Raw genomic sequence first — 22,688 nt, 5'->3', positions numbered from 1 at the left:
GATGACAGTTTTATTTTTTACTGTCTCTCATAGGGGGAGCATATCAAGCTTCGTGCAGCAGTCTGTTTTTGCAGCTTACATCACGTGTTCCTATGTCTCTTATTCTGTCTTTTCTATAGTGACAGTCGTTCCATTGTCTGTTGTGACCCTGGATGTCGTATCCGGAGCCGTTTCTTTCTGTTCCGACGCATTGTGTTCTGCTATGGTTTTAGCATCAGCCGGACTGACGGGAGCAACGACCGGTACAGGTGCTGATTCCTGGGAAGCTGCATTCTGGGAGGCCTGTGCCGTTCCATCTGCTGCAGATGCTGTGCCACCTGCCACGGCTGCTGCGGCAGCTGCTCCATTATCATCGGCTACAACACCGGCCCAGATGGAGATGATCTTACCGTTTTCTACACCAAAACTATATCCCCCAAAGGCATTGGGCAGCGACGGATTGGGTTCCATAGCGTAATGATAGTAGGTGACACCATTGACTTCTCCCTTTCTTTCGCAGGGACCGTACTTTTCTGTAATGACGGCTTCATCCATACCGACACCGACACCAGCCGGCGTATTCAGGCCATTATGGCCAGAGGAAAGGACAGTAAAAATCGTACTGACATCTGATGGGTTAGACGTAATGACAAAGGAATTGCCATACGTATACGTTGCCTGAGTCGGCGTATCAAAATTCGTAGCATCAGGCTGGCCATAGAGACTCTTCATATAGCTGACAGCCGAACCGGGTCCGATACCGCCGATGAGAACCTGATCGTACGGTATGGCAGCCAGACAGACAGAGGCGCTCATGACGGCTCCCGAAAGGAGAATACATACTTTTTTCAAAATCTGCTGAAACTTCATGATACTTCCTTCTTTCCCTGTATTTCAATCCGTATCTAGTATAGCAGATACAGAAAAAATGTGAACTACCCGTTTATATTTTTTACCGGTCAAAAAAAGGATCCTTCCCGGAAATGGATATGGCAATACCCAGCCATTTATATTCACAGCCGTATGGCATTTCACCGGCTGCTTTTCCAATAGAAGCATATATACGGCTGTCTGTCAGTTCCCTGTGTGCAGCCAGTGCAGCAGAAGACAGGGCAATGCCCAGATCGACGTAGATATACGCACAGTTGCCGCCAGCTTCCCGGCAGCCGCCACAATCTCCGAAATCACAGAAATCACAGTGGGCCAGGCCTCGATAACTTTTTTCGATACCGATGAGGACTACTGCATCAGCCTGCCGTACATTTCCTGCATCCCGTCCATACCAGTGCTGCCAGGAATCGCCAAAATACTTCTTTCCGATTTCTTCCATTTTATCGGCCAGTGCATCTTTTTCCTCTCCCGTGACGACCAGCGTATGGATACCGTCAATATGTCTCGTTTTCGGTGCAGTCCTGGCTGCCGCACACATGCGGGATGCCGTTTCCAGGACGGCTTTCTTTTCCATTTCATCCCCTGTATAGATCATCATGCATCAACCTCCTTGAAATACCGCTTTTATATTTATCATACCAGAGTCTGCCCATGCCTGCCAGTACAGAGTATGACGAAACGGAATGTTTCTGCCATCATCTTGCCTAAACAGGCTAAACACGATATAATACACATCAAATCCCCTATATTTTTGAATGGAAAAAGGAGTTGTTATCAGACTTGGATGTCTCGCTAGGAGAACAATTTTTGGTCATCGTATTGCTCATCATAGGAAATGGTATTTTTTCTATGCTGGAAATGTCCATCGTCAGTTGCAGTCAGGCCCGCCTGGAAGCTTTGGTAGAAGAAGGAAACCGCTCTGCCCGCATTGTCATCCGGTTACGGGAAAACCCGAATAAAATGTTTTCTACCGTACAATTCGGCATGACACTGGTCAGCCTGCTCACCGGTGTCTATGGCGGTACGGCTATGGCAGAGCCTATGTCACAATCTCTCATCGCTCTGTATCCGCCTATTGCACCATACGCCTATTCCGTAAGTCTGACCACACTGGTCATCGCCATCACCTATCTGACATTGATTCTGGGTGAACTGGTCCCTAAACGTCTGGCTATTGATAATCCGGAACGGATTGCCTGCTTTCTGGCCCGTCCCATGCTGTATTTCTCTTCTTTCTGTACGCCTTTAGTATGGTTTTTGTCTGCTTCGACGGCAGCCGTCATGAAACTCATGGGGGCCGGCCATCCCCAGAAGAAACCGGTCACAGAAGACGAAATCAAACTTCTTCTCGAACAAGGGGCAGAACTGGGAGCCTTTGCCAAAGAAGAACCGGAACTGGTGGACCGCGTTTTCCGCCTCGGCGATATGGATGTAAGCGATATCATGACCAACCGCACCCAGGTAGACTGGATTGATCTGGAAGATCCGGAAGAAACGGTCATCAGGGAAATGCTCGACTGCCATCATCTGATTATGCCTGTCGGCCGCGGCTCTCTCGACGATTTTGTCGGTGTCGTATCGATTACGGACGTCTTTGGAAAATATCATGCGTCGGTCCTGAAACAACATACGCCATCGATGATACAGATTCTGGAAGACAGCCTGCGCCGTCCCATTTATGTTCCCGAATCCATGGATATCATGAAAGTCGTCCAGACCTTCCGCGAACACGGTGTCCATGAAGCAGCCGTTCTCGATGAATACGGCAGCCTGAGCGGAATCGTCACGCTCCATGATATTCTGGAAGAACTCCTGGGCATCATGCCTGCCGGTGAAGAGGAAAAACAGGAAGAAGCCAACCGCATCATCCGCCGCAGTCCGAACGAATGGCTCATGGAAGGACTGCTTACGATTGAGGAATTTAAAGATTTCTTTGACCTCGACGAAGACCTTCCCGGTGAAGAAGATGATTTATACAAAACCCTGGCCGGATTCGTCACGTACAAAATAGGCCGTATCCCTGCAGAGACAGATACGTGCAGCTGGAAAAACTTCACCTTTGAAGTCATGGATATGGATAATCTCCGCGTCGATAAGATTCTGGTAACAAAAAAAGAGACCGCTGAATAAGCGGTCTCTTTTTTTTTGTTTACACCCAGATTCCGATACCGCCATGGCCATGATGGTGCCATCCATCACCCCACCCGATACCGATGCCGATACCAATCGGCCTGTGGCCGGAATCGTAATCTGACGAATCCGCCGTTTCAATGACTTTGACAGTCCGGGTAATGGTCCGTACCGTATTTCCCATGCGCAGATCGATGACCAGATCCGCCTTGCCTTCTGACTTGGGTACAATATTCATTTTTTCAGAAATATCGGCTACCGATGGATTCAGACTGGTAACCTTGATATCATAGGGCAGCCGTCCCGGCATGCGGACACGCAGGATACCAAAACTTCCCATGGGAAGTTTTCCCGGATACACGGTGACATCCGCTTTTTCCAGAAGTTTTTCCGGTGTCCCCAGAATCAGTATAGCATCATCATTATCCTGTAATTTCCATACGCAGGAGTCATCTTTGGCTACAAAATAGCTGCCTATGAGGATATGACTGTCCGTATCATACGCTTTGACACTATAGAAATAATCACCGGTAAGATTTTTTTCTACCCTGTAATAATACCGTCCCGTATCCTGGGGAAGTCCTGTCTTTTCACGGGAAATCTCTTCCATCGTTCCTGTGACAGTATCATATACGCGGCCCGAAGTAATATAATACTTGTTCGTATTTTTCATATGAACAGCCGGATCAGTAATGACGACCGGCTGCGTATGTTCCGCTACAGCCGGGGCAGAGGCTGCGTCAGCCGGTGCCGTATCCATTGCCAGAACGGAAAACGTACAGGCACACCACAGCGCTACGCAAAGACTTACATGCCAAATTCGTTTCATCAGACATCCCCCCTCAAGGAAACCTCTTACAAATCCAGATTCCGGACTTTCTTTGCATTTTCTTCAATGAATTTACGACGTGGTTCTACCTTGTCCCCCATGAGGACCGAGAAAATCTTATCGGCTTCTACAGCGTCTTCCAGATGGACCTTGAGCATAGTTCGGTTTGCCGGATCCATCGTCGTTTCCCAGAGCTGTTCCGGATTCATTTCACCAAGACCTTTATACCGCTGTACGACGACGGAACTATCTTTTCCCAGTTCTTCCAGCTTGGCGTTCATCGCTTCATCTGTATAGAGATACCATACCTGTTTTCCCTTGCGGACCTGGTACAGCGGAGGCTGGGCAATGTAGACATGGCCTTGTTCGATAAGTGGCTTCATGAACCGGTAGAAAAAGGTCAAGAGCAGCGTGCGGATATGGGCACCATCGACATCGGCATCGGTCATGATGATAATCTTGTCATACCGGCGCTTGGTAATATCGAATTCTTCGCCAATCCCTGTGCCAAAAGCAGTAATCATAGAACGGATTTCATCATTGGCCAGAATCTTATCGAGACGTGCCTTTTCCACATTGATAATTTTGCCACGGAGCGGCAGGATAGCCTGGAAACGGCGGTCCCGTCCCTGCTTGGCACTACCACCGGCAGAATCCCCTTCGACCAGATAGATTTCCGTCTGATCCGGATTCTTTTCCGAGCAATCAGCCAATTTACCGGGAAGACTGCTGATTTCCAGTGCATTCTTGCGGCGTGTCAGTTCCCGTGCACGACGGGCAGCCTGACGGGCTCTCGAAGCAGAAATGGTTTTATTAATGATGTTTTTGGCTTCTGCCGGATGTTCTTCCAGATATTCCCGCAGGCCGTCCGATACGATATTATCGACAATTCCTTTGACTTCACTGTTGCCCAGTTTCGTCTTAGTCTGTCCTTCAAACTGCGGTTCCCGCACTTTGACGCTGATGACAGCCGTCAATCCTTCGCGGACATCGTCACCAGACAGATTATCCTCATTATCCTTGATGAGCCCGGCCTGGCGGCCATAGTCATTGATCGTACGTGTCAGGCCCGAACGGAATCCCGAAAGATGGGTCCCGCCTTCTTCCGTAAAGATATCGTTGACAAAGCTCAGGATATTTTCGCTGTACCCATCGTTGTACTGCATGGCTACATCGACAATGACTTTATTCTTTTCCCCGTCAATCTGAACTACCGTCGGATTGACAGCCGTGCGGTTTTCATTCAGGAATTCCACGAAAGACACGAGTCCGCCTTCATAACAGTATACTTCCTGCTTGCCTTCGCCGCGTTTATCCGTCAGGGTAATATGCAGTCCCTTATTGAGGAACGCCAGCTCACGCAGACGTGTTTTGAGCGTATCAAAATCATAGACCGTATCGGGGAATATTTCCTTATCCGGCTTAAAGGTGACGTGTGTACCTGTTTCTTCACCAGGGCGCAGGGGACGTACTTTCATGAGAGGCTGGTCGGTCACGCCGCGTTTAAAGGAAATCGTATAAAAATATCCGTCCCGCTTGACTTCGACACGGGTCCATTCACTCAGTGCATTGACAACACTGATACCGACGCCATGGAGACCGCCGGAAATAGGGTAACCGTCGCCGCCGAATTTACCACCGGCATGGAGCACGGTCAGAACGACTTCGACAGCCGGTTTTCCCACTTTATGCATAGCAACGGGAATACCGCGGCCATTATCGGTGACACTGATGCTGTTGTCTTCCCCTATTTCCACTTCGATATGTGTGCAATAGCCAGCCAATGCTTCGTCAATACTATTATCTACTACTTCATATACGAGATGATGCAGGCCACGCAGACTCGTACTGCCGATATACATTCCCGGCCGTTTGCGTACGGCTTCCAGTCCTTCCAGGACCTGAATCTGTTCCGCACCATACTTTATTTTCTTGTCTTCCGACATGCAATGCTCCTCCTCTTCTGTCCTCCTGTGATGACATAGGACCTGTAACACCTTATTATACCAGATTTCAGCCGCTCAATCCACACTAAACAACTCTTCATACCGCCTGACCAGTGTAGAAAGGGACAGAGGCGAACCATATACCGCATCTTCCGTGACTACATATGTGCGTATCCGTTCCGTGCAGGTTCCCACATATTCATACGGCTTATAATACTGGATGAGCGGATTGGATTTGCTGGCACGGCTTGGGTGAGCCTTGAACAATGCGACGAGACGCCGTACATCAATCATCTGGCTGCCGCCGATATGAAGATACATGGTCACTCCTTCTTTCTATAACGGTTTGCCAGGTTGCGGACATGATCGTCTGTCAGTTCTACCGGCGTTTTCCGTGTGATGAACAAAGCCAGGAATAAATCATCTTCCGGCGTATCGCTGTCATAATGGATCCGTTCAATGAGTTTATAAATACAGTCCCGCCGTACTTCATTGTACAGTTCGATATACAACCGGTCACTGCGTCCGGCTCCTATTTCATGAGCAAACTGATCCAGAGACAACCATGGCATTTGTATCAAAAGGTCATGGACCAGCTTTTTTTTATGCTGCCGGTCTTCAAGGCGGCAGAAAAGACATACCGTCTCCCCTCTGGCCAGCCAGCGGCCACAGCGCGGGCAATGGCGGAATCCTTCCTCTTCCATGGACAGGCGCCTTTTTTCCTGGGCGAAACGCAGGGCTGCCATTTTCTCACGGATACGTTCCGGAAGATGGGACGTCTCCTGTCTCACGGTCTGCACATAATCGTCAGACAGGACTACATCACCGATACGGCCAGAAGGGTAGTCTGATTCCTCTTCTCCATCGAGTGTTTCATATACGACCGGTGCCGGTTTCTTTCCGCTCCGTACAAACCGTACAGAATGGATAAACTCTTCACCGATATAGTCATTCAATTTCTTTTGTATTTCCTGACTGTACATAAAGAGCTGGTTCATCCATATAGAATTGAGAACTCCTATTATTACACAGTTTTTATCTATATCTTTAATATAAGAATATTTCGCAATTTGTTTACCTATAATCTGAGGCCAGTCCCGTTTTGCCTGAAAAAAACGGTATGGTGTCAGCAGTTTATTCTCTTTGAGGACAGCCGGTATAGAAAGACCAGCCTTTCCCATTTCATGGGTCCGCTTAACCATGGACAGCCACCCTGCCTTGTTCAATACAGATAAAAGAACAATCATCAACAGACCGGAACATATCCGGTTCCGTCGTCGTAATAAACGTCTGGATGCGTCCTTTGACAAAGGATAATAATGCCTGACGGCGCAGACCGTCCAGTTCACTCATGACATCATCCAGAAGCAATACCGGGTATTCCCCTGTTTCCGATTTCATATATTCCAATTCGGACAGTTTCAATGCCAAGACAGCCGTGCGCTGTTGTCCCTGGGATCCGTATTTCTTTAAATCAGCCCCGGCAATGGAAAATTCCAGGTCATCCCGGTGGGGCCCGACAGAAGTAGACATACGATACCGGTCCTGCTCCAGATGAGACTGCAGGGTATCGTAATACCACCGGGCATCTTTCCCCTTCCCGTCACCGTAAGGCTGCACATAGGCAATATCCAATCCTTCGCCGCCGCTGAGACGTTTATGAATAATCCGGGCCAGCAGGCGGATTTTATGCAGAGCTTCCAGACGGCGCTGCACGATATCGGCGGCCAGACTGGCAATCTGGCGGTCCCATTCATCCAGGGACTGTACCTTTTCATACTTCATGCGCTTCAGCAGCAGATTGCGCTGGGCAACAGCCCGGTGATACCGCAGCAGTGTCTGACAGTATACCGGACTGACCTGGGATAATTCACGGTCCAGAAACCGGCGGCGCAGAGCCGGCCCTGCCTTGATGAGCTGTAAATCCTCCGGTGAAAACAGGACCTCATTCAATGTACCGATAAGTTCTCTGCGCGATACTTTTGTTTCATTTACCCATAGTTCTTTTTTTGTTTCTTTGGAAAGAATCATTTTAATCTGCTGCATGACACCGCTGCGGCTGAAATTGAGAATCACACTTGCCGTCTGCTGCTGCCAGTGAATGAGGTCCGCATCGGTAAGTCCCCTGTAAGATTTGCCAATACTTGCCATATACAGCGCTTCCAGAAGATTGGTTTTTCCCTGTCCGTTCTTTCCGTACAGTACGACAATCGATGGGGGAAATTCCACGCGTTCATCATCATAATTTCGAAAATGCAGCAGGCGGATATCATGAATCAGCATGGTCTCATTCCCCAGTCAGTTTATACGTGCCGATGCCTTTTATATCTACGATATCACCAGCATGGAGCTGCTTGCGCTTGGCCAGGCAGAGCGTGCCGTTGACAAAAATCCGCTTTTCATCCAGAAGAGGACGGATCTGTCCACCACTTTCTATGACATCGGCCCATTTTAAAAATTGATCTAACTGAATCATATCGGTTTTAATTTCAATATTTTTTATCATTTTGCCCTCATTGGTGTAACGACAAATACACAATTCTGTTCATCTTTATCTTGTACCAGCATCGGACTGCTTGCCTTCAGACGGAGTACAATTTCTTCACTGTGGCAGTGCTTCAGTATGTCCAGGACGAATTTACCATTGAAAGCGATACGGATGGATTCTCCCTCAATCTGGCAGGGAACGCTGTCTTCAATCGTGCCATAGTCCGGATGCTGGCTGGTCAGACTGATCTGATCATCCTGAATAGCAAAATTAATGACATTATACTGGGCATCCTTAGCCACGATAGAAGCGCGTTCGACAGCTGCCGTAAATTCCTGGCGGTTCAGTGTCACTGCACTGGTAAACTGCGTAGGAATAACACGGCGGTAATTCGGGAATTCTCCTTCTATCAGACGGGTGCGGATGAAAATATTCCCGAACCGTACGGTCATGAAATTGCGAAGCGCTACTATCTGTACATCCTGGGGCATATCCGTCGGCAGCTGCCGGGCAATTTCCATGAGAAGCCGGCTCGGAATGACGGCCTTGAAAGGCTGTTCGACAGGCTGTGCCAGTTCGGCTGATTTGAGAGCCAGGCGATGCGTATCCGTAGCAACCATATTCAGAGTCGTCCCGGTGACATCGATATGAGTACCTGTAAAAATAGGACGTGCCATATCGGTAGCGCAGGCATACGACGTGTGATCGATGAGGTCTTTCAGGGTAATACTGTCTGTCGTAAACGAAGAAGTTCCATTATCAACAATTTCTACTTCACTGAAATCATCGGGATTGATGGTCAGGCATTCAAATTTCAGTTTTCCTCCTTTAAGCAGGAGTTGTGTATCGCCATCCTGCTTAATCATTTCGATTTCATCACCGGGCAGGCGCCGTGTCAGTTCAATGAGAAAAGGATTGGCAATAAAGACTTCACCCTGTTCTTCGATGATGCCTGGCACTTCCGTACGGATTCCCATATCGTAATCGTTGGCCTGGAATTCGATGAGGTCACCGACGGCTTTGATGAGCAGACCGTTTTCGTAAGAAATGTTATTGCTTTTGTCCTGGGCGATTTTTTGTACGGACTGGAGTCCTTTGTTGAGGTCTTCTTTTTTGAATCTGAGTTTCATGGTTGTCCTCTTTTCTATGATGGTGAGATTAATTGGAAAATGAGTTAAAATCGTAGTAATAGTCATAGGCAATGTGAAATTGTGCATAAGTCCTGTGAATGCCTTATTTTAAGCTATCCACAGGTGTGTATAACTTGTGGATAAATAGGAATTTCCCATCCACAAATCCACTCATTTCCGGAAGATGTGGATAAACTGGATTTTTTCCACATTTTTTCCTCTTACTTGTCCACGCTCATGATGCGCGTCTTCAACTGTTCGATCATGGTGCGGAAATTTTTATCTTTTTCCATTGCTTTCGTTACTTTATCGCAGGCGTGCATGACCGTAGAATGATCCCTGCCATTAAATGCCGTGCCGATGTGAGGATACGTATTTTCTGTCAGTTCCCGGCAGAGATACATGGCAATCTGACGGGGAAAGGCAATGGACTTTGTTTTTTTCTTGCTCATGAGGTCTTCATATTTTACCTTATAGAACTGGCAGACAGCTTTGGTGATTTCATCAATGGTAATATATTTTTTCTTATCACTGGCCTGTACCAGATCCTGTAATGCTCTCTGGGCGACGTCGAGTGTAACCGGTGAATGTTCTTCTGCCGCCTGCAGGGTGACCCGGACAAAAGCTCCTTCCAGTTCACGGATATTTTCACTGACATTGGCAGCAATGAAATTGATGGCATCGTTCTGAAATTCGATGTGTTCGGACTGGGAACGGCGGCGGAGAATAGCTGTCCGCATTTCCAGATCCGGCGGGGTAATGCGGGCGACGGCGCTAGCCTGAAAGCGGGAACGGAGCCGGTTTTCCAGCTTTTTCAGATTTTGTGGCGGCCGGTCGCTGGTAAATACCATTTGTTTGTGATCCTGATATAACTTATTAAATGTATGAAAGAATTCTTCCTGTGTGTGTTCTTTATTTTCAAGGAACTGGATATCATCGACGAGGAGTACATCGACATTGCGGTACCGCTGACGGAAACTTTCCGGATTTTTATCCTGGATGGACTGGATGAGTTCATTGGCAAAATCTTCACTGGTGATGCAGCGCAAACTCATATTGGGAAAATTTTCCCGGATTTTATGGCCGATGGCATGCATCAGATGGGTTTTTCCCAGCCCGGAATCCCCGTAGATAAAGAATGGATTGTATTTCTGGGCCGGTGCGCCGGCTACGGATAAGGCAACGGCATTGGCCATACGATTGCTGTTGCCTACGATAAAGGTATCAAATGTATAATTACTGTTGAGTCCATCAGAAATGGGAACCTGCACGACCGGAACCGGATCTGGCTTTTCTGTTGCTGGTGGCGGAGTAATGTCTTTGGCAGACCGGATTTCCGGAAGGGAAATACTTTCGTATTCGTACGCATCTGGATTTTCTGTATCGACCGGTTCCAGTGTTGTCTGCGCCCATTCTGGTTCGTCATATTCCTGATTTTCCCGGATCGTGTCTTCTTCCAGTGATTCCAAAGAGGATGCTGGTACGGCAGCGGCTGGTTCCTCTTTCCGGGGGGATGGCACTGCTGGCGAAGGAGCAGGAACTGCCGGAGATACTGCCGGTTCCGGTGCCGTTTCGCCTCCCGTGCTGTAGATGAGACGTACCTGCGTAGGACGGCCTGTTACATGGCTGGCTGCCGTTTCCAGGAGATCTGTGTATTTTTTGCTGATAAAAGAACAGACGAAACGGCTCGTCGTGTCCAGAGTCAGGACGTCGTTTTCATACATGCAGGGAATCAGGGCAGCTTCAAACCAGTTGTCATAAATTTGCGGGGATACCTGAGGCCGTATATCGGTCAGTATACCGATCCAGAGTTCAGTCAGGTCTATCATGTCATACATTCCTTTCCAATCGGGTGAAGTACTTCTTTTGTGGATATGTTCATAAAAGATTGTGGATAAAGTGGATAAAATAAGCTGAAAAAAGCGGAAAGCCGATAGATATCGAATTTCCGACCCATTAAGTTATCCACAATCTGTGGATAAACTGTGTATAACTTGGTGAATATCTGTACGAAGACCACATCTGTATTGTACATCAAAAGTAAGTTATGCACAAATAGAAGTTAGAAACAGGTTATATCCCTGTTAGATTCTGATTATATTTTAGATAATACCTATATATGCAGCCTATAGATATGTATTTTCAGGCAGTAACAGATCTTTTGAAATTTTTCCAATAAACAATTGACATCAGCAGGGGGATTGTCTATAATTACACTGTTATGGTGTAAATTCAATATACGTTGTATCGATAAGAAGGAGGTGTCTATCTTGAAACAGACATATCAGCCGAATGTATTATGGAAGAAAAGAACTCATGGCTTCCGTGAAAGAATGAAGACTAAAGGTGGCCGCATGGTTTTGAAAAAACGCCGCATGAAAGGCAGAAAGAAGCTTTCTGCTTAATTTTTACGAGATGAACAGAAAAGTTCCTGTAAGGAATTTTTCTGTTCTTCTGCCATTTTTAGGAATTACAAGCTTAGGAACTATACGATGTATGAGTTAAAAAAAGAGAAGAGGCTGTGCAAAAACCGGGAATACCAGCTCGTATACCGCCATGGCAGATCTGTTGTCAACCGCCTGGCCGTATTGTATGTACTGCCCCGTTCTCCCAAACAGCCAACCCGTATCGGTTTTGTAACCGGAAAAAAAATCGGTTGTGCCGTAGAACGCAACCGATGCCGGCGGCTGATGAAGGAAGTATACCGCCTTCATCAGTACGAGCTGAAAGACGGCTATGATCTGGTACTGATTGGGCGCGGCTATTTAAAGCAGGTTGGATATCAAGAAGCTGAGCGGAGCATTCTGCAATTGTTCCGCCGGGCGAACGTATGGAAGAAGCGATGTGAATGAAATCCTTATTCATCTTCATGATACGTTTTTATCAGATGTGCATATCTCCGCTGCATCTGCCGTGCTGCCGTTTTTATCCTACATGTTCTGCTTATGCCATTGAAGCACTGCAGAAGTACGGCGCACTGAAAGGGAGTTATTTAGCAGTCAGGCGCATTTTAAAATGCCATCCCTTTCATGAAGGCGGATATGATCCTGTACCCTAGGTATCAGGCAGATGAAATGAAGGCTGTCTGATTTTTTCATTTTTAATCTTCGACAGGAGTTGAGAGTATTGAGTTTTTTTAGCGGAATCATGGACATGCTGGCTGGCATTATGTCCGTTTTTCTCGATTACTGCTACCAGTTTACCCATATGGTCGGGTATCCGAGTTATGGCATTGCCATTATTTTACTGACGGTTATTATCAAGCTGATACTGGCGCCTCTGACGGCCAAGCAGATCCGTTCCATGGAAGGCATGCAGAAGATTCAGCCAAAAGTCAAGGAATTGCAGAAAAAATATAAGGGCGACCAGCGGAAAATGCAGATGGCCCTGCAGAAATTATATAAGGAAGAAAAAGTCAGTCCCTTTTCAGGCTGTCTGCCTATTCTCATCCAGATGCCGTTCCTTATTTCCATATTCTACGCACTGCGTGAATATCCTTATGATGAAGCGTATAAGAGCTTTCTCTGGATGCCAAGCCTTGGCGATGCCGATCCTACGTATATTCTGCCTATTCTTTCCGCTATTTCTACCTTTGCCATCCAGAAACAGATGAGCGGTGCCCAGGTAGCGATGAACGAAGCCCAGGCAAAACAGCAGAAAATCATGCAGATTGTCATGCCTTTGTTCATTGGCTGGATCAGCATCAGTTTCCCCAGTGGCCTGGTCATTTACTGGGTTGTATCCAACGTATTCCAGTGGCTGCAGCAGATCATCATGTTCCGCGGCAAAAAGAAAGGAGCTGCTAACGCATGAATCATGTAGAAGCGACAGGAAAAACGATTGAAGATGCTGTCCGTTCCGGCCTGGTACAGCTGGGACTGACCCGTGATGAAGTGACGGTAGAAGTGCTGTCTGAACCTAAAAGCGGCTTCCTCGGCATTGGCAGCAAGCCCGCTGTCGTCCGCGTGACTGCAAAAGAAGAAGCAGAACACGTGCTGCAGCGGCAGCAGGAAGATGTGCGCAAGGCAGAAGAAGCGGAAAAGCAAGCTGCTGATGCAGCCGGGATAGCGGAGGCAGAACCACCGTGTCCGGAAGAACCGGTTTCTGCTCCGGCAGAATCAGAAATAAATCATCCTGCTGATGGCGCAAAGGATTCCGTAGCTGCTTCTCCTGCAGATGAAGCAGCAGATCAGAAAGAAGATTTTACAGCCGAAGAAGCGGCTGCCAAAGCACGGGAATTTCTCCAGGAAGTCCTGAAGAATATGGGTATGCAGGTCGTGATTGAAAAAATGATCAAGCCTGATAAAATTATTCTTCATCTCCATGGAAAAAATCTCGGTATCCTCATTGGCAAACATGGCCAGACTCTGGATGCCCTCCAGTATCTTACCAATCTGACAACCAATCAGGGAAAAGAAACGCGGCATTTCATTATGCTCGACGTTGAAAATTACCGCCACCGCCGGGAAGAAACGCTGAAGCAGCTGGCTCTGCGTCTTTCGGGGCGGGTAAAAAAGAAAGGCGACAGAGTCGTCCTGGAACCTATGAACGGCTATGAACGGAAAATTATCCATGTAGCACTGCAGGATGCGGACCATGTCCGTACGGAAAGTGAAGGTCAGGATCCGTATCGTCATGTCGTCATTTATTACGCAGAATAGGGCTATAACGGAGCAAGTGACCAGTGGTCAGTGTCAGTTGGTTAGTGAATCTTTCACGGACCGCTGGTATCTGGCCATTTTTGTTATCTGACCGGTCCGCCTATAGTTCTGTCAGAAAGGAGCGTTTATATGTATGATACGGCAGATACCATTGCGGCAATTACAACACCGCTGGGAGAAAGCGGTATCGGTGCGGTCCGTATCAGCGGGCCCGGTGCCTATGCCGTAGGAGATAAAATATTTAAAAGTAAATCGGAAGTTCCTCTGAAAGAGCGCCGGGACCGCTCCATACAGTACGGGACGATTGTCGATGAAAATGGGACCTGTATCGATGAAGTCCTGGCTCTTATTATGAAAGGACCTCATTCATATACGGCAGAAGACGTCCTGGAAATCCAATGTCATGGTGGCCGGGAAGCATTGGAATCTATCCTGCAGCTCATACTGCGCAGTGGCGCCCGCATGGCCAATCCCGGTGAATTCACGGAACGGGCTTTTGTCAATGGCCGTATCGATCTGGCTCAGGCTGAAGCCGTCATGGATGTCATCCAGGCTAAAAGCAGGGCCGGACTGACCAGTGCCGTAAGCCAGCTGGAAGGGCGGCTTTCCAAAGTCATCAATAAGACCCGTAACGAACTGACAGAACTGGTAACACGGCTGGAAGTCATGATTGATTATCCGGAAGAAGATCTGGAAGATATTGCTGTTCCCGACGTATCGGGCGCACTGAAAGGCATGCAGAAAAAATTGCAGCATATGCTGGAAGAATCCCAGAGCGGCCGCATGATCCGCGATGGCGTCATGGCAGCCATTGCCGGCACTCCCAATGCCGGCAAATCGAGTCTCCTGAACCGTCTTCTCCAGGAAGAACGGGCTATTGTCACGGACGTTCCGGGGACGACCCGGGATGTGCTGGAAGAATGGATCACTCTGCGGGGGATTCCCGTATGTCTCGTCGATACAGCCGGCATACGGGAAACGGATGACACGGTCGAAAAAATTGGCGTCAGCCGGGCCCGCCAGTATCTGGACCGGGCGGATATCATCCTGGCCGTCATAGACAGCTCCCGTCCTCTTACAGAGGAAGACAAAGATATTCTTCAGTCGGTGGCAGGAAAAAATGTCATCGTCGTCCTCAATAAAACGGATCTGCCTCCGGTTGTAACAAGTAAGGACCTGAGTCCCTATGGTTTCCTTCTCTGCCCTATTTCGGCCAGTACAGGAAAAGGCCTGGATGAGCTGAAAGACATGTTGCTGCAGGAAGTGCTGAAAGGCGGTTTTACTGATGGCCCCAGCGCTCTTCTGACCAATACCCGTCATATCGAACTGGTACGGCAGAGCGCAGAGGCTCTTAATCGGGCACAACAGTCCCTGCAGGATGGGATGCCGCTGGATTGCGCCGTCGTCGATATCCGCCAGGCATGGGATGCACTGGGATCGATTACGGGTGATACGGTTCATGATGATATTGTAGAAGAAATATTCAGCCGGTTCTGTCTGGGTAAATAATGAATAGATTGCAAAAGTATTGCGAAAGGAAAGGAATTTCCATGTATGTAGTAGATACGTATGACGTCATTGTCATCGGTGCCGGCCATGCCGGCTGTGAAGCAGCTCTGGCCAGTGCCCGTCTGGGTGCCAGGACACTGATGGCGACGCTGAATCTTGATAATATTGCACTCATGCCCTGTAATCCTGCTGTAGGCGGGCCGGGCAAGAGCCATCTTGTACGGGAAATCGATGCCCTGGGCGGCCAGATGGGAATCAATACAGACCTGACGTGCCTGCAGATGCGCATGCTCAATACGGGTAAAGGGCCGGCTGTGTATTCCCTGCGGGCTCAGTCCGATAAAAAATTGTATCAGATGACCATGACCAAAACACTGGAAAATCAGGATCATCTCGATGTCAAACAGCTTATGATTACCGACCTCCTTACGGAAGACGGCAGGGTGACGGGCGTGCAGACTGAGCTGGGTGAAGTCTATCGTGCATCCTGTGTCATCCTGGCTACAGGGACGTATCTGAAAGGTAAGATCATCATCGGCGAATGTACCTATTCCGGCGGTCCTATCGGCCAGCGTTCAGCAGAAGATTTATCAGCGTCGCTGGTAAAAGCCGGACTGAAACTGATGCGCTTCAAAACAGGGACACCGGCCCGGGTAGACCGGCGCACACTGCGTACAGAGGAAATGGCCGTACAGGAAGGTGATACGGACGGCCACGCCTTTTCGTTCCTGTCAGAAAGGAAAAACCGGAATAAGGAATGCTGTTGGCTGACGTTTACCAACGAAAAAACGCATAAAATCATCCGCGATAACCTCGACCGGGCACCTATGTGCAATGGTATCATACAGGGCATCGGTCCCCGGTACTGTCCGTCTATTGAATCGAAAATTGTCCGCTTTGCCGATAAAAAAAGACATCAGCTCTTTATTGAACCGGAAGGACAGTCTACAGAAGAAATGTACGTACAGGGCATGAGTACCAGTATGCCTATCGATGTTCAATATGAGTTCCTGCGCACCATTCCCGGCCTGGAAGATGTAAAAATCATGCGCCCCGGATATGCCATTGAATATGACTGCCTGGATCCGCTCCAGCTGACGCCATCGCTGGAAACGAAAAAAGTGAGCGGCCTGTTTTCCGCCGGCCAGTCCAACGGTACCAGTGGCTATGAAGAAGCGGCAGCCCAGGGACTGATTGCCGGTATCAATGCAGCCCGCAAGGTTCAGGGAAAAGATGCCTTTATCCTTACCCGTTCTGAAGCGTATATCGGCGTACTCATCGACGATCTGGTCACGAAGGGCACACAGGAACCATACCGGATGATGACCAGCCGCAGTGAATACCGCCTCGTCCTCCGCCAGGATAATGCCGATTTGCGCCTGACCCAGAAAGGTTACGATATCGGTCTGGTCAGTCAGGAACGGTATGATTTATTCTGTGCTAAAAAGAAGGCCATTTCAGATGGCATAGCTGCCTTGAAATCGATTTCCATCACGCCGAGTAAAGCTATGGCTGAAAAACTGGATGCCCTCGGCACAGCTCCGGTCCATACGGGCATTACAGCGTATGAATTGCTGCGCCGCCAGGACATTACGTATGATAAATTATGCCAGACCTTTGATCTGCCGGAACTGGACGCTGATGTCAAAGAAGAAATCGAAATTATGATTAAGTACGAAGGGTATATCGGCCGCCAGATGGAACAGGTAGAAAAAATGAACCGTCTGGAACAAAAACTCATGCCGGATGATATTGTGTACGCCGATATCGATACCCTGTCCGGTGAAGCACGGCAGAAGCTCGATGAAATCCGGCCGCGGTCTCTGGGACAGGCCAGCCGTATTTCCGGTGTCTCTCCGGCAGATATTACGGCACTCCTCATTTATCTGGAACAGTATCAGCGGGAGGGCAGCCATGTTTCAAAATGACCTCATCCATGCCATGGAAGCCATGGGATTTATACTGGAAGAACGTCAGGTGCAGCAGTTCTGCCGGTTTGAAGAAATGCTCCTGGAAACAAACAAAGTCATGAATCTGACGGCCATTACGGAACCGGGCGAAGTGGCGGTCAAACATATTGCTGACAGCCTGTCCTGCTATGATGAGAAGTATTTCCCGGAAGGAGCATCCCTGCTGGATCTCGGCACTGGTGCCGGTTTTCCCGGTGTTCCCCTGGCCATCTTCCGGCCGGACCTTACGGTGACTTTTTTTGATTCCCTGCAGAAGAGGCTGAATTTCTTACGCGACGTATGCTTGGAAACAGGCCTCGGGCAGGTAGCATTCCTTCACGGACGGGCGGAAGAAATGGCTCATCAGGAAGCATACCGGGAACGGTTCGACCTGGTGACCAGCCGGGCTGTAGCCCGCCTTTCCATTCTCTGTGAATGGGCATTGCCTTACGTGCGGAAAGATGGCCTGTTCATAGCTCTTAAAGGGGCCCAGTATGAGGAAGAACTCAAAGAAGCTTCCAATGCCCTGCGCATATTGGGAGGAACGCTGGAAGAAGTCCGCCCGGTAACACTTCCCGGCCTTTCCGATAAACGGGCGGTCCTCTATATCCGCAAAAGCGGTACGAGCCCGGCCAGATACCCGCGCAAACCTAAAATGGCAGCAAAACATCCATTATAAAATAAAAACTTCAGGAGAAAGGGTGTATGATTATGTCTTTGAAAACGTCTATAGCTGTCGTACTGGCAGCCTGCTTTACCATGTTCAGTGCGTCGGCGCTGGCAGCAGAACCGCAGATCGATGCCCAAGCAGCCTGTGTTATCGATTCTACGACAGGCAATGAACTGTATGCCAAAAATGCGGATCAGCGCATGTATCCCGGAGGTACGACCATGATGATGACCAGTATCCTCGGCGTCGAATCGGGAAAACTCGATACGGTTATGACCGTATCCGATGCTTCCCAGCAGCTGGCAGGCGATGTGAGCCGTCTCGGCATTTATCCCGGCGATAAAGTTACTCTTCGCAATGCCCTGACGGGTATGATGACGGTCGGCGGCTGTGATGCGGCATACGATGCAGCCGTTACGGTTTCGCCGTCCCTGGACAGTTTTGTCCAGGCCATGAACGCCAAAGCCGCTGCTATTGGTGCCAGCCATACCCATTTCACCAATCCTGCCGGACTTCCTGATGAAAACCATTATTCAACGGCAAGGGACCTGGCAAAAATCGGGGCCTATGCCATGAAATCAGCCGATTTCCGCGGCCTCGTCAATCACGTTTCCTTTGACATGCCTTATGCAGACAGCGGTACGAAACACTGCGAAACGACAAACGAATTCCTCACCAGCGGTTTTACGGGAGCTGACGGCATCAAAACTGGTGCGACTAACGATGGCGGTCCCTGCCTCGTTGCCTCGGCTACGCGTAATGGTCATACCCTGGTCGCCTCTATCCTCAACAGCAGCGACCGTGCCGGTGATGCGGCGGCTCTCCTGACCTATGGTTTTGCACAACTGGCAGCTCCGGCAGCACCGGTATCTGCTGCGACGAATGCCACGGCTGCTGAAAAAGCTGCAGTTGCTGCTTCCCGGGCCGTGACACAGGCTGCCAATGCGTATAATGCTTCGGCCGATGCAGAGGAAGCCTATGTCCTGCGCGATGCTCCGGCAGGCCAGACCTTATCCCAGATAGCAGCCCAGCAGAAACAGGCTGCCCAGATTACTGCGGAAAATCAGAAGGAAAAATAGGACCTGTTTTCCCCTATTGACAGACTGATGTTTCCTGTTATAATGAAAGGACATCAAGAAAATATGCGATGCAGGCCTGACGGAATAAAGTGGAATAACCACGTGGACTGTGTCGCTTAGAAAAAGCGCCGACCGTCTGGGCAAAGATATGAAAATATGCTTTGGCCAGCCGGCCGGTGCTTTTTTGCACTCTCCTTGCCGGCCGACCGCAAAGGAGAGATGGATTCATGAAAAAGAACCGTTGGCTTATTGCGTTGTCTGCTATGGGCATCCACATCTGCATCGGCAGTGTCTATGCCTGGAGTGTCCTTACCCGTCCTATTATGCAGGCTATGGGATTTTCCCTCAAAGATACGACGTGGACCTTTTCCCTGGCTATTCTGTTTTTAGGGCTGTCTGCCGGCTTTCTCGGCAGCTTTGTCCAGAAAATCGGACCCCGCAAGTCGGGATTGCTGGCTATGACCTTTTTCTGCAGCGGCATGTTCGGTACAGCTGCGGCATTATATTTCCACAGCCTGCCTTTGTTGTACCTCTTCTATGGGGTCATCGGCGGTATCGGCCTGGGAACAGGTTATATTACACCAGTTTCTACCCTGGTCAAATGGTTCCCTGACAACCGGGGATTTGCGACGGGCCTGGCTATCATGGGATTTGGATTTGCCAGTATGATTGCCGGACCGGTCATGCAGCTCCTGGTCCAGCATCTGGGCCTCATTCCCAATTTCCTCATCCTGGGTGCGGTGTATATGGTCATCATGACGGCATCGTCTCTGTATCTGGCTCCTCCCAAACCGGGTGAAGTGCCCGTTTCCGATGCTGCCCTCCGTAAAGCCGGAACCCGTCATACGCCGGTCTATGCTGATTCGATGCCCCAGTTTACCGTAAAAAAAGCCATGAAGACATGGCAGCTCTATACGATCTGGTGGCTCTTCTTCACTAACATTACCTGTGGCATTGCTCTTCTGGCTGTTGCCTCTCCTATGGCGCAGGAAGTCGTCGGTATGTCGCCGATGGCAGCGGCTTCTATGGTTGGTATCATCGGGTTCATGAACGGTGCTGGCCGTATTGCCTGGGCTACGGTTTCCGATTATCTCGGCCGGTCTATGACCTATGTCCTGTTCTTCACCATTGAAATCCTGGCATTCTGGCAGTTGTCCCAGGTCACGGGGGCATTCAGTTTCCAGGTGCTCGTCCTGCTCATCATTACCTGTTACGGTGGTGGTTTCTCCTGCATGCCGGCTTATCTTTCCGATCTCTTTGGTACGCGGGAACTGAGCGCTATCCATGGCCGGATCCTGACGGCATGGGGTGCTGCCGGTGTCGCCGGTCCCCTGGTCCTGTCTCTTATCAAAGAAACGACAAACAGCTATGCTATTACGCTTCAGTTCTTCTCCGGCTGTTTCGTACTGGCACTGGCTATCATGCTGGTCCTGAAATACAAGACCCGTCATGGTATTGTTACCAGTGATGCGAACGTGACTGCCAGTGTGCAGAAAGAACACAGCATGCAGTAGTGATGTGTACCATTTCCAGATAGCTGCTATAAATGGCAAACCTGTATAGGAAGATACGACTGCCCATGAAGTAATTTTTACTTCATGGGCAGTTTTTTTCTATTACCTTCCTGTATAGATGAACGAAAATGATTGCTATTTCAATATAATGATTGAATATGATTGAAAATGAACGAATATGTTTGTATAATACGAGATGTAGAAAGAAATTCGCATGAATTACAGGAAGGCAGGTGATATACGTGCTGACAGAAGAACGACAAGATGAGATGGTACGTCTGGTAAATGCCGGCGGATCCGTTTCCGTGCAGGAACTGGTTGATTATTTCCATATTTCTGAAGCGACTGTGCGGCGCGATTTGTCTGTCCTGCACCAGACCGGCCGGCTGCGCCGTGTCCATGGCGGGGCGACGGCACTGCCTTCTGAAGAAGGAAAATACGAAGTCAATATGGAAGAACTGGAACATAAGTATTCACTCCATATGGCGGAAAAACGGCGCATAGCCCAGTATGCGGCTTCCTGTGTGGACGACCGTGATTTTATCTACCTGGATGCGGGATCGACAGTAGAACAGATGGCGGATTTCCTGACAGGATCGGCGGCATCTTTCCTGACCAACAGCCTGCCTCTGGCACAGAAACTGGCCCGGAATGGCATATCTGTCCGCATGCTGCCCGGTCATGTCCGGGGAAAAACGGCATCGGTCGTCGGCAGTGAACTCCTTCAGGCACTGACGCAGTATCATTTTACCTGCGGATTTTTTGGTACGAACGGTATCAGCCTGAAAGAAGGCTGTACGACGCCGGATGCTGAAGAAGCAGCTGCCAAAGCGGCAGCCTTTTCCCAGTGCCGCCGGGCCTTTATACTGGCTGATAGCAGTAAATTCGGACTGGCTTCCCATATCACATTTGCGCCTCTTGCGGGCGTGTCAGTCATAACGGCACGGAGCAGCCGGGATATCGATTTTGCTCCTTATAAGAATTTGACGGAGGTGCATGTGCTTTGATTTATACTGTTACATTTAACCCTTCCCTGGATTATGTCGTTCATATGAAGAAATTCGCTGCCGGTGCAATCAACCGGGCAGAAAAAGAAACGATTTATCCCGGTGGCAAAGGCATCAACGTGGCACTCGTCCTGGGTAACCTCCATATACCGGCACGGATGCTGGGTTTTATGGCAGGATTTACAGGACAGGAAATTGAGCGGCTCTGTGAAAAAAACGGAGGCGATTGTGATTTTATCCGTCTGGACAGCGGGTATTCCCGCATCAATATGAAAGTCAGTGCCAAAGAAGAATCGGCTGTCAATGGGATGGGACCGGCTGTTCCGAAGGACAAACTGAAACAGCTCATGAAACAGATAGAAGCGCTGGATGAAGGCGACACGCTGGTACTGGCCGGCAGTATCCCTTCTACCCTGCCCGGTGATATGTATGAACAGATCCTGAAGCGTATGGAATTCCGTCATATCCGCACCGTTGTCGATGCTACGGGGGATCTTTTGCGCAACGTCATTGCCTACCGGCCTTTTCTCATCAAACCTAATCAGGATGAACTGGGTGAACTTTTCAGTGTCGTCCTGCACAGAGACGAAGAAATTATCATGTGTGCCAAAAGGCTCCAGACTATGGGCGCCCGCAACGTTCTCGTTTCCCTTGGTGGTGATGGCGCATTACTTCTTGGCGAAGATGGCAAAACGTACCGCCGCCCGTCGCCTAAGGGGCGGCTGGTCAATTCTGTCGGTGCCGGTGACAGTATGGTAGCTGGCTTCCTGGCCGGCTTTGAAGCGTCTGGCGGCAGTCTGGAAGAAGCGCTGAAATGGGGCATCGCTGCCGGAAGTGCTACGGCTTTTCAGGACTGGCTTGCTGGTGAAAAGGAAATAAAAAAATTGTATGAAACACTTTGACCGA

Annotated in this window: 23 protein-coding genes and 1 riboswitch; of the genes, 13 read left to right on the top strand and 10 right to left on the bottom strand. The window is 49.2% G+C overall.

Going from position 1 to position 22,688, the window contains the following annotated elements; translation table 11 throughout:
• Positions 1-99: 99 nt before the first annotated feature.
• Positions 100-849 carry a hypothetical protein gene (locus DW949_RS07210; protein ID WP_118022559.1) on the bottom strand — a complete coding sequence of 250 codons (750 nt, stop codon included), beginning with the start codon at positions 847-849 and terminating at the stop codon, positions 100-102.
• An 82-nt stretch (positions 850-931) separates the two neighbouring features.
• Positions 932-1,468, bottom strand: a complete 537-nt coding sequence (locus DW949_RS07205) for a DUF2148 domain-containing protein (protein ID WP_199595796.1) — start codon at positions 1,466-1,468, stop codon at positions 932-934.
• 209 nt (positions 1,469-1,677) lie between these two features.
• Between DW949_RS07205 and DW949_RS07200 the strand changes: the two genes are divergently transcribed.
• On the top strand, positions 1,678-3,000 hold the full coding sequence (locus DW949_RS07200) for a hemolysin family protein (protein ID WP_255417802.1): 1,323 nt from the start codon (positions 1,678-1,680) through the stop codon (positions 2,998-3,000).
• A gap of 19 nt (positions 3,001-3,019) precedes the next feature.
• Here the strand turns inward: DW949_RS07200 and DW949_RS07195 are convergent, their stop codons facing one another.
• From DW949_RS07195 to dnaA, 8 genes are all read right to left on the bottom strand, one after another.
• Complete coding sequence (locus DW949_RS07195; RefSeq protein WP_199595795.1) at positions 3,020-3,829, bottom strand: hypothetical protein; 810 nt, start codon at positions 3,827-3,829, stop codon at positions 3,020-3,022.
• A 26-nt stretch (positions 3,830-3,855) separates the two neighbouring features.
• Positions 3,856-5,775, bottom strand: a complete 1,920-nt coding sequence (gene gyrB / locus DW949_RS07190; protein WP_118022557.1) for a DNA topoisomerase (ATP-hydrolyzing) subunit B — start codon at positions 5,773-5,775, stop codon at positions 3,856-3,858.
• A gap of 75 nt (positions 5,776-5,850) precedes the next feature.
• Positions 5,851-6,096, bottom strand: a complete 246-nt coding sequence (locus DW949_RS07185) for a DUF370 domain-containing protein (RefSeq protein ID WP_118022556.1) — start codon at positions 6,094-6,096, stop codon at positions 5,851-5,853.
• Positions 6,097-6,098: 2 nt separating this feature from the next.
• Positions 6,099-6,977 carry a DUF721 domain-containing protein gene (locus tag DW949_RS07180; RefSeq protein ID WP_158570655.1) on the bottom strand — a complete coding sequence of 293 codons (879 nt, stop codon included), beginning with the start codon at positions 6,975-6,977 and terminating at the stop codon, positions 6,099-6,101.
• Positions 6,970-8,058 (bottom strand): DNA replication/repair protein RecF, encoded by a 1,089-nt coding sequence (recF, locus tag DW949_RS07175; protein WP_199595794.1) that lies wholly within the window; start codon positions 8,056-8,058, stop codon positions 6,970-6,972. Before recF ends, DW949_RS07180 begins: the two co-directional genes overlap by 8 nt.
• 4 nt (positions 8,059-8,062) lie before the next feature.
• Positions 8,063-8,281, bottom strand: a complete 219-nt coding sequence (locus DW949_RS07170) for an RNA-binding S4 domain-containing protein (RefSeq protein ID WP_366516751.1) — start codon at positions 8,279-8,281, stop codon at positions 8,063-8,065.
• Complete coding sequence (gene dnaN / locus DW949_RS07165; protein ID WP_118022554.1) at positions 8,278-9,393, bottom strand: DNA polymerase III subunit beta; 1,116 nt, start codon at positions 9,391-9,393, stop codon at positions 8,278-8,280. The genes DW949_RS07170 and dnaN overlap by 4 nt, the downstream gene beginning before the upstream one ends.
• 221 nt (positions 9,394-9,614) lie before the next feature.
• Positions 9,615-11,222: a chromosomal replication initiator protein DnaA gene (gene dnaA, locus DW949_RS07160; protein WP_233539528.1), complete on the bottom strand. Its 1,608-nt coding sequence runs from the start codon at positions 11,220-11,222 to the stop codon at positions 9,615-9,617.
• A gap of 441 nt (positions 11,223-11,663) precedes the next feature.
• Here dnaA and rpmH point away from each other — a divergent pair, with 441 nt between their 5' ends.
• From rpmH to pfkB, 12 genes are all read left to right on the top strand, one after another.
• Positions 11,664-11,798, top strand: a complete 135-nt coding sequence (gene rpmH, locus DW949_RS07155) for a 50S ribosomal protein L34 (protein ID WP_059076227.1) — start codon at positions 11,664-11,666, stop codon at positions 11,796-11,798.
• An 87-nt stretch (positions 11,799-11,885) separates the two neighbouring features.
• Complete coding sequence (rnpA, locus tag DW949_RS07150; RefSeq protein ID WP_118022552.1) at positions 11,886-12,245, top strand: ribonuclease P protein component; 360 nt, start codon at positions 11,886-11,888, stop codon at positions 12,243-12,245.
• The gene (gene yidD / locus DW949_RS07145) at positions 12,242-12,451 is read left to right on the top strand and encodes a membrane protein insertion efficiency factor YidD (protein WP_118022551.1); all 210 of its coding nucleotides are present in this window, start codon (positions 12,242-12,244) and stop codon (positions 12,449-12,451) included. Before rnpA ends, yidD begins: the two co-directional genes overlap by 4 nt.
• Before the next feature lie 68 nt (positions 12,452-12,519).
• A complete protein-coding gene (locus DW949_RS07140) occupies positions 12,520-13,206 on the top strand; it encodes a YidC/Oxa1 family membrane protein insertase (protein ID WP_370448730.1) in 687 nt (228 codons plus the stop codon).
• A complete protein-coding gene (gene jag / locus DW949_RS07135) occupies positions 13,203-14,054 on the top strand; it encodes an RNA-binding cell elongation regulator Jag/EloR (protein WP_118022550.1) in 852 nt (283 codons plus the stop codon). The genes DW949_RS07140 and jag overlap by 4 nt, the downstream gene beginning before the upstream one ends.
• Positions 14,055-14,183: 129 nt before the next feature.
• The gene (mnmE, locus tag DW949_RS07130; RefSeq protein WP_118022549.1) at positions 14,184-15,563 is read left to right on the top strand and encodes a tRNA uridine-5-carboxymethylaminomethyl(34) synthesis GTPase MnmE; all 1,380 of its coding nucleotides are present in this window, start codon (positions 14,184-14,186) and stop codon (positions 15,561-15,563) included.
• A gap of 41 nt (positions 15,564-15,604) precedes the next feature.
• Positions 15,605-17,491: a tRNA uridine-5-carboxymethylaminomethyl(34) synthesis enzyme MnmG gene (gene mnmG / locus DW949_RS07125; protein ID WP_118022548.1), complete on the top strand. Its 1,887-nt coding sequence runs from the start codon at positions 15,605-15,607 to the stop codon at positions 17,489-17,491.
• Positions 17,478-18,191: a 16S rRNA (guanine(527)-N(7))-methyltransferase RsmG gene (gene rsmG, locus DW949_RS07120; RefSeq protein WP_118022547.1), complete on the top strand. Its 714-nt coding sequence runs from the start codon at positions 17,478-17,480 to the stop codon at positions 18,189-18,191. Before mnmG ends, rsmG begins: the two co-directional genes overlap by 14 nt.
• Before the next feature lie 26 nt (positions 18,192-18,217).
• Entirely contained in the window at positions 18,218-19,261 is a 1,044-nt protein-coding gene (locus DW949_RS07115; RefSeq protein ID WP_118022546.1) for a D-alanyl-D-alanine carboxypeptidase family protein, read from the top strand.
• A 62-nt stretch (positions 19,262-19,323) separates the two neighbouring features.
• Positions 19,324-19,410, top strand: a riboswitch (ZMP/ZTP riboswitch).
• A gap of 78 nt (positions 19,411-19,488) precedes the next feature.
• Positions 19,489-20,775, top strand: coding sequence for an OFA family MFS transporter (locus tag DW949_RS07110; RefSeq protein ID WP_118022545.1), 1,287 nt, complete (start codon positions 19,489-19,491; stop codon positions 20,773-20,775).
• Positions 20,776-21,017: 242 nt separating this feature from the next.
• Positions 21,018-21,782 (top strand): DeoR/GlpR family DNA-binding transcription regulator, encoded by a 765-nt coding sequence (locus DW949_RS07105; RefSeq protein ID WP_118022544.1) that lies wholly within the window; start codon positions 21,018-21,020, stop codon positions 21,780-21,782.
• A complete protein-coding gene (gene pfkB / locus DW949_RS07100; protein WP_118022543.1) occupies positions 21,779-22,684 on the top strand; it encodes a 1-phosphofructokinase in 906 nt (301 codons plus the stop codon). The genes DW949_RS07105 and pfkB overlap by 4 nt, the downstream gene beginning before the upstream one ends.
• Positions 22,685-22,688: the final 4 nt, after the last annotated feature.

It is taken from the genome of Megasphaera sp. AM44-1BH (assembly GCF_003467125.1).
Taxonomy (GTDB): domain Bacteria; phylum Bacillota; class Negativicutes; order Veillonellales; family Megasphaeraceae; genus Megasphaera.
This window is presented reverse-complemented; position numbering and strand designations above follow the sequence as displayed.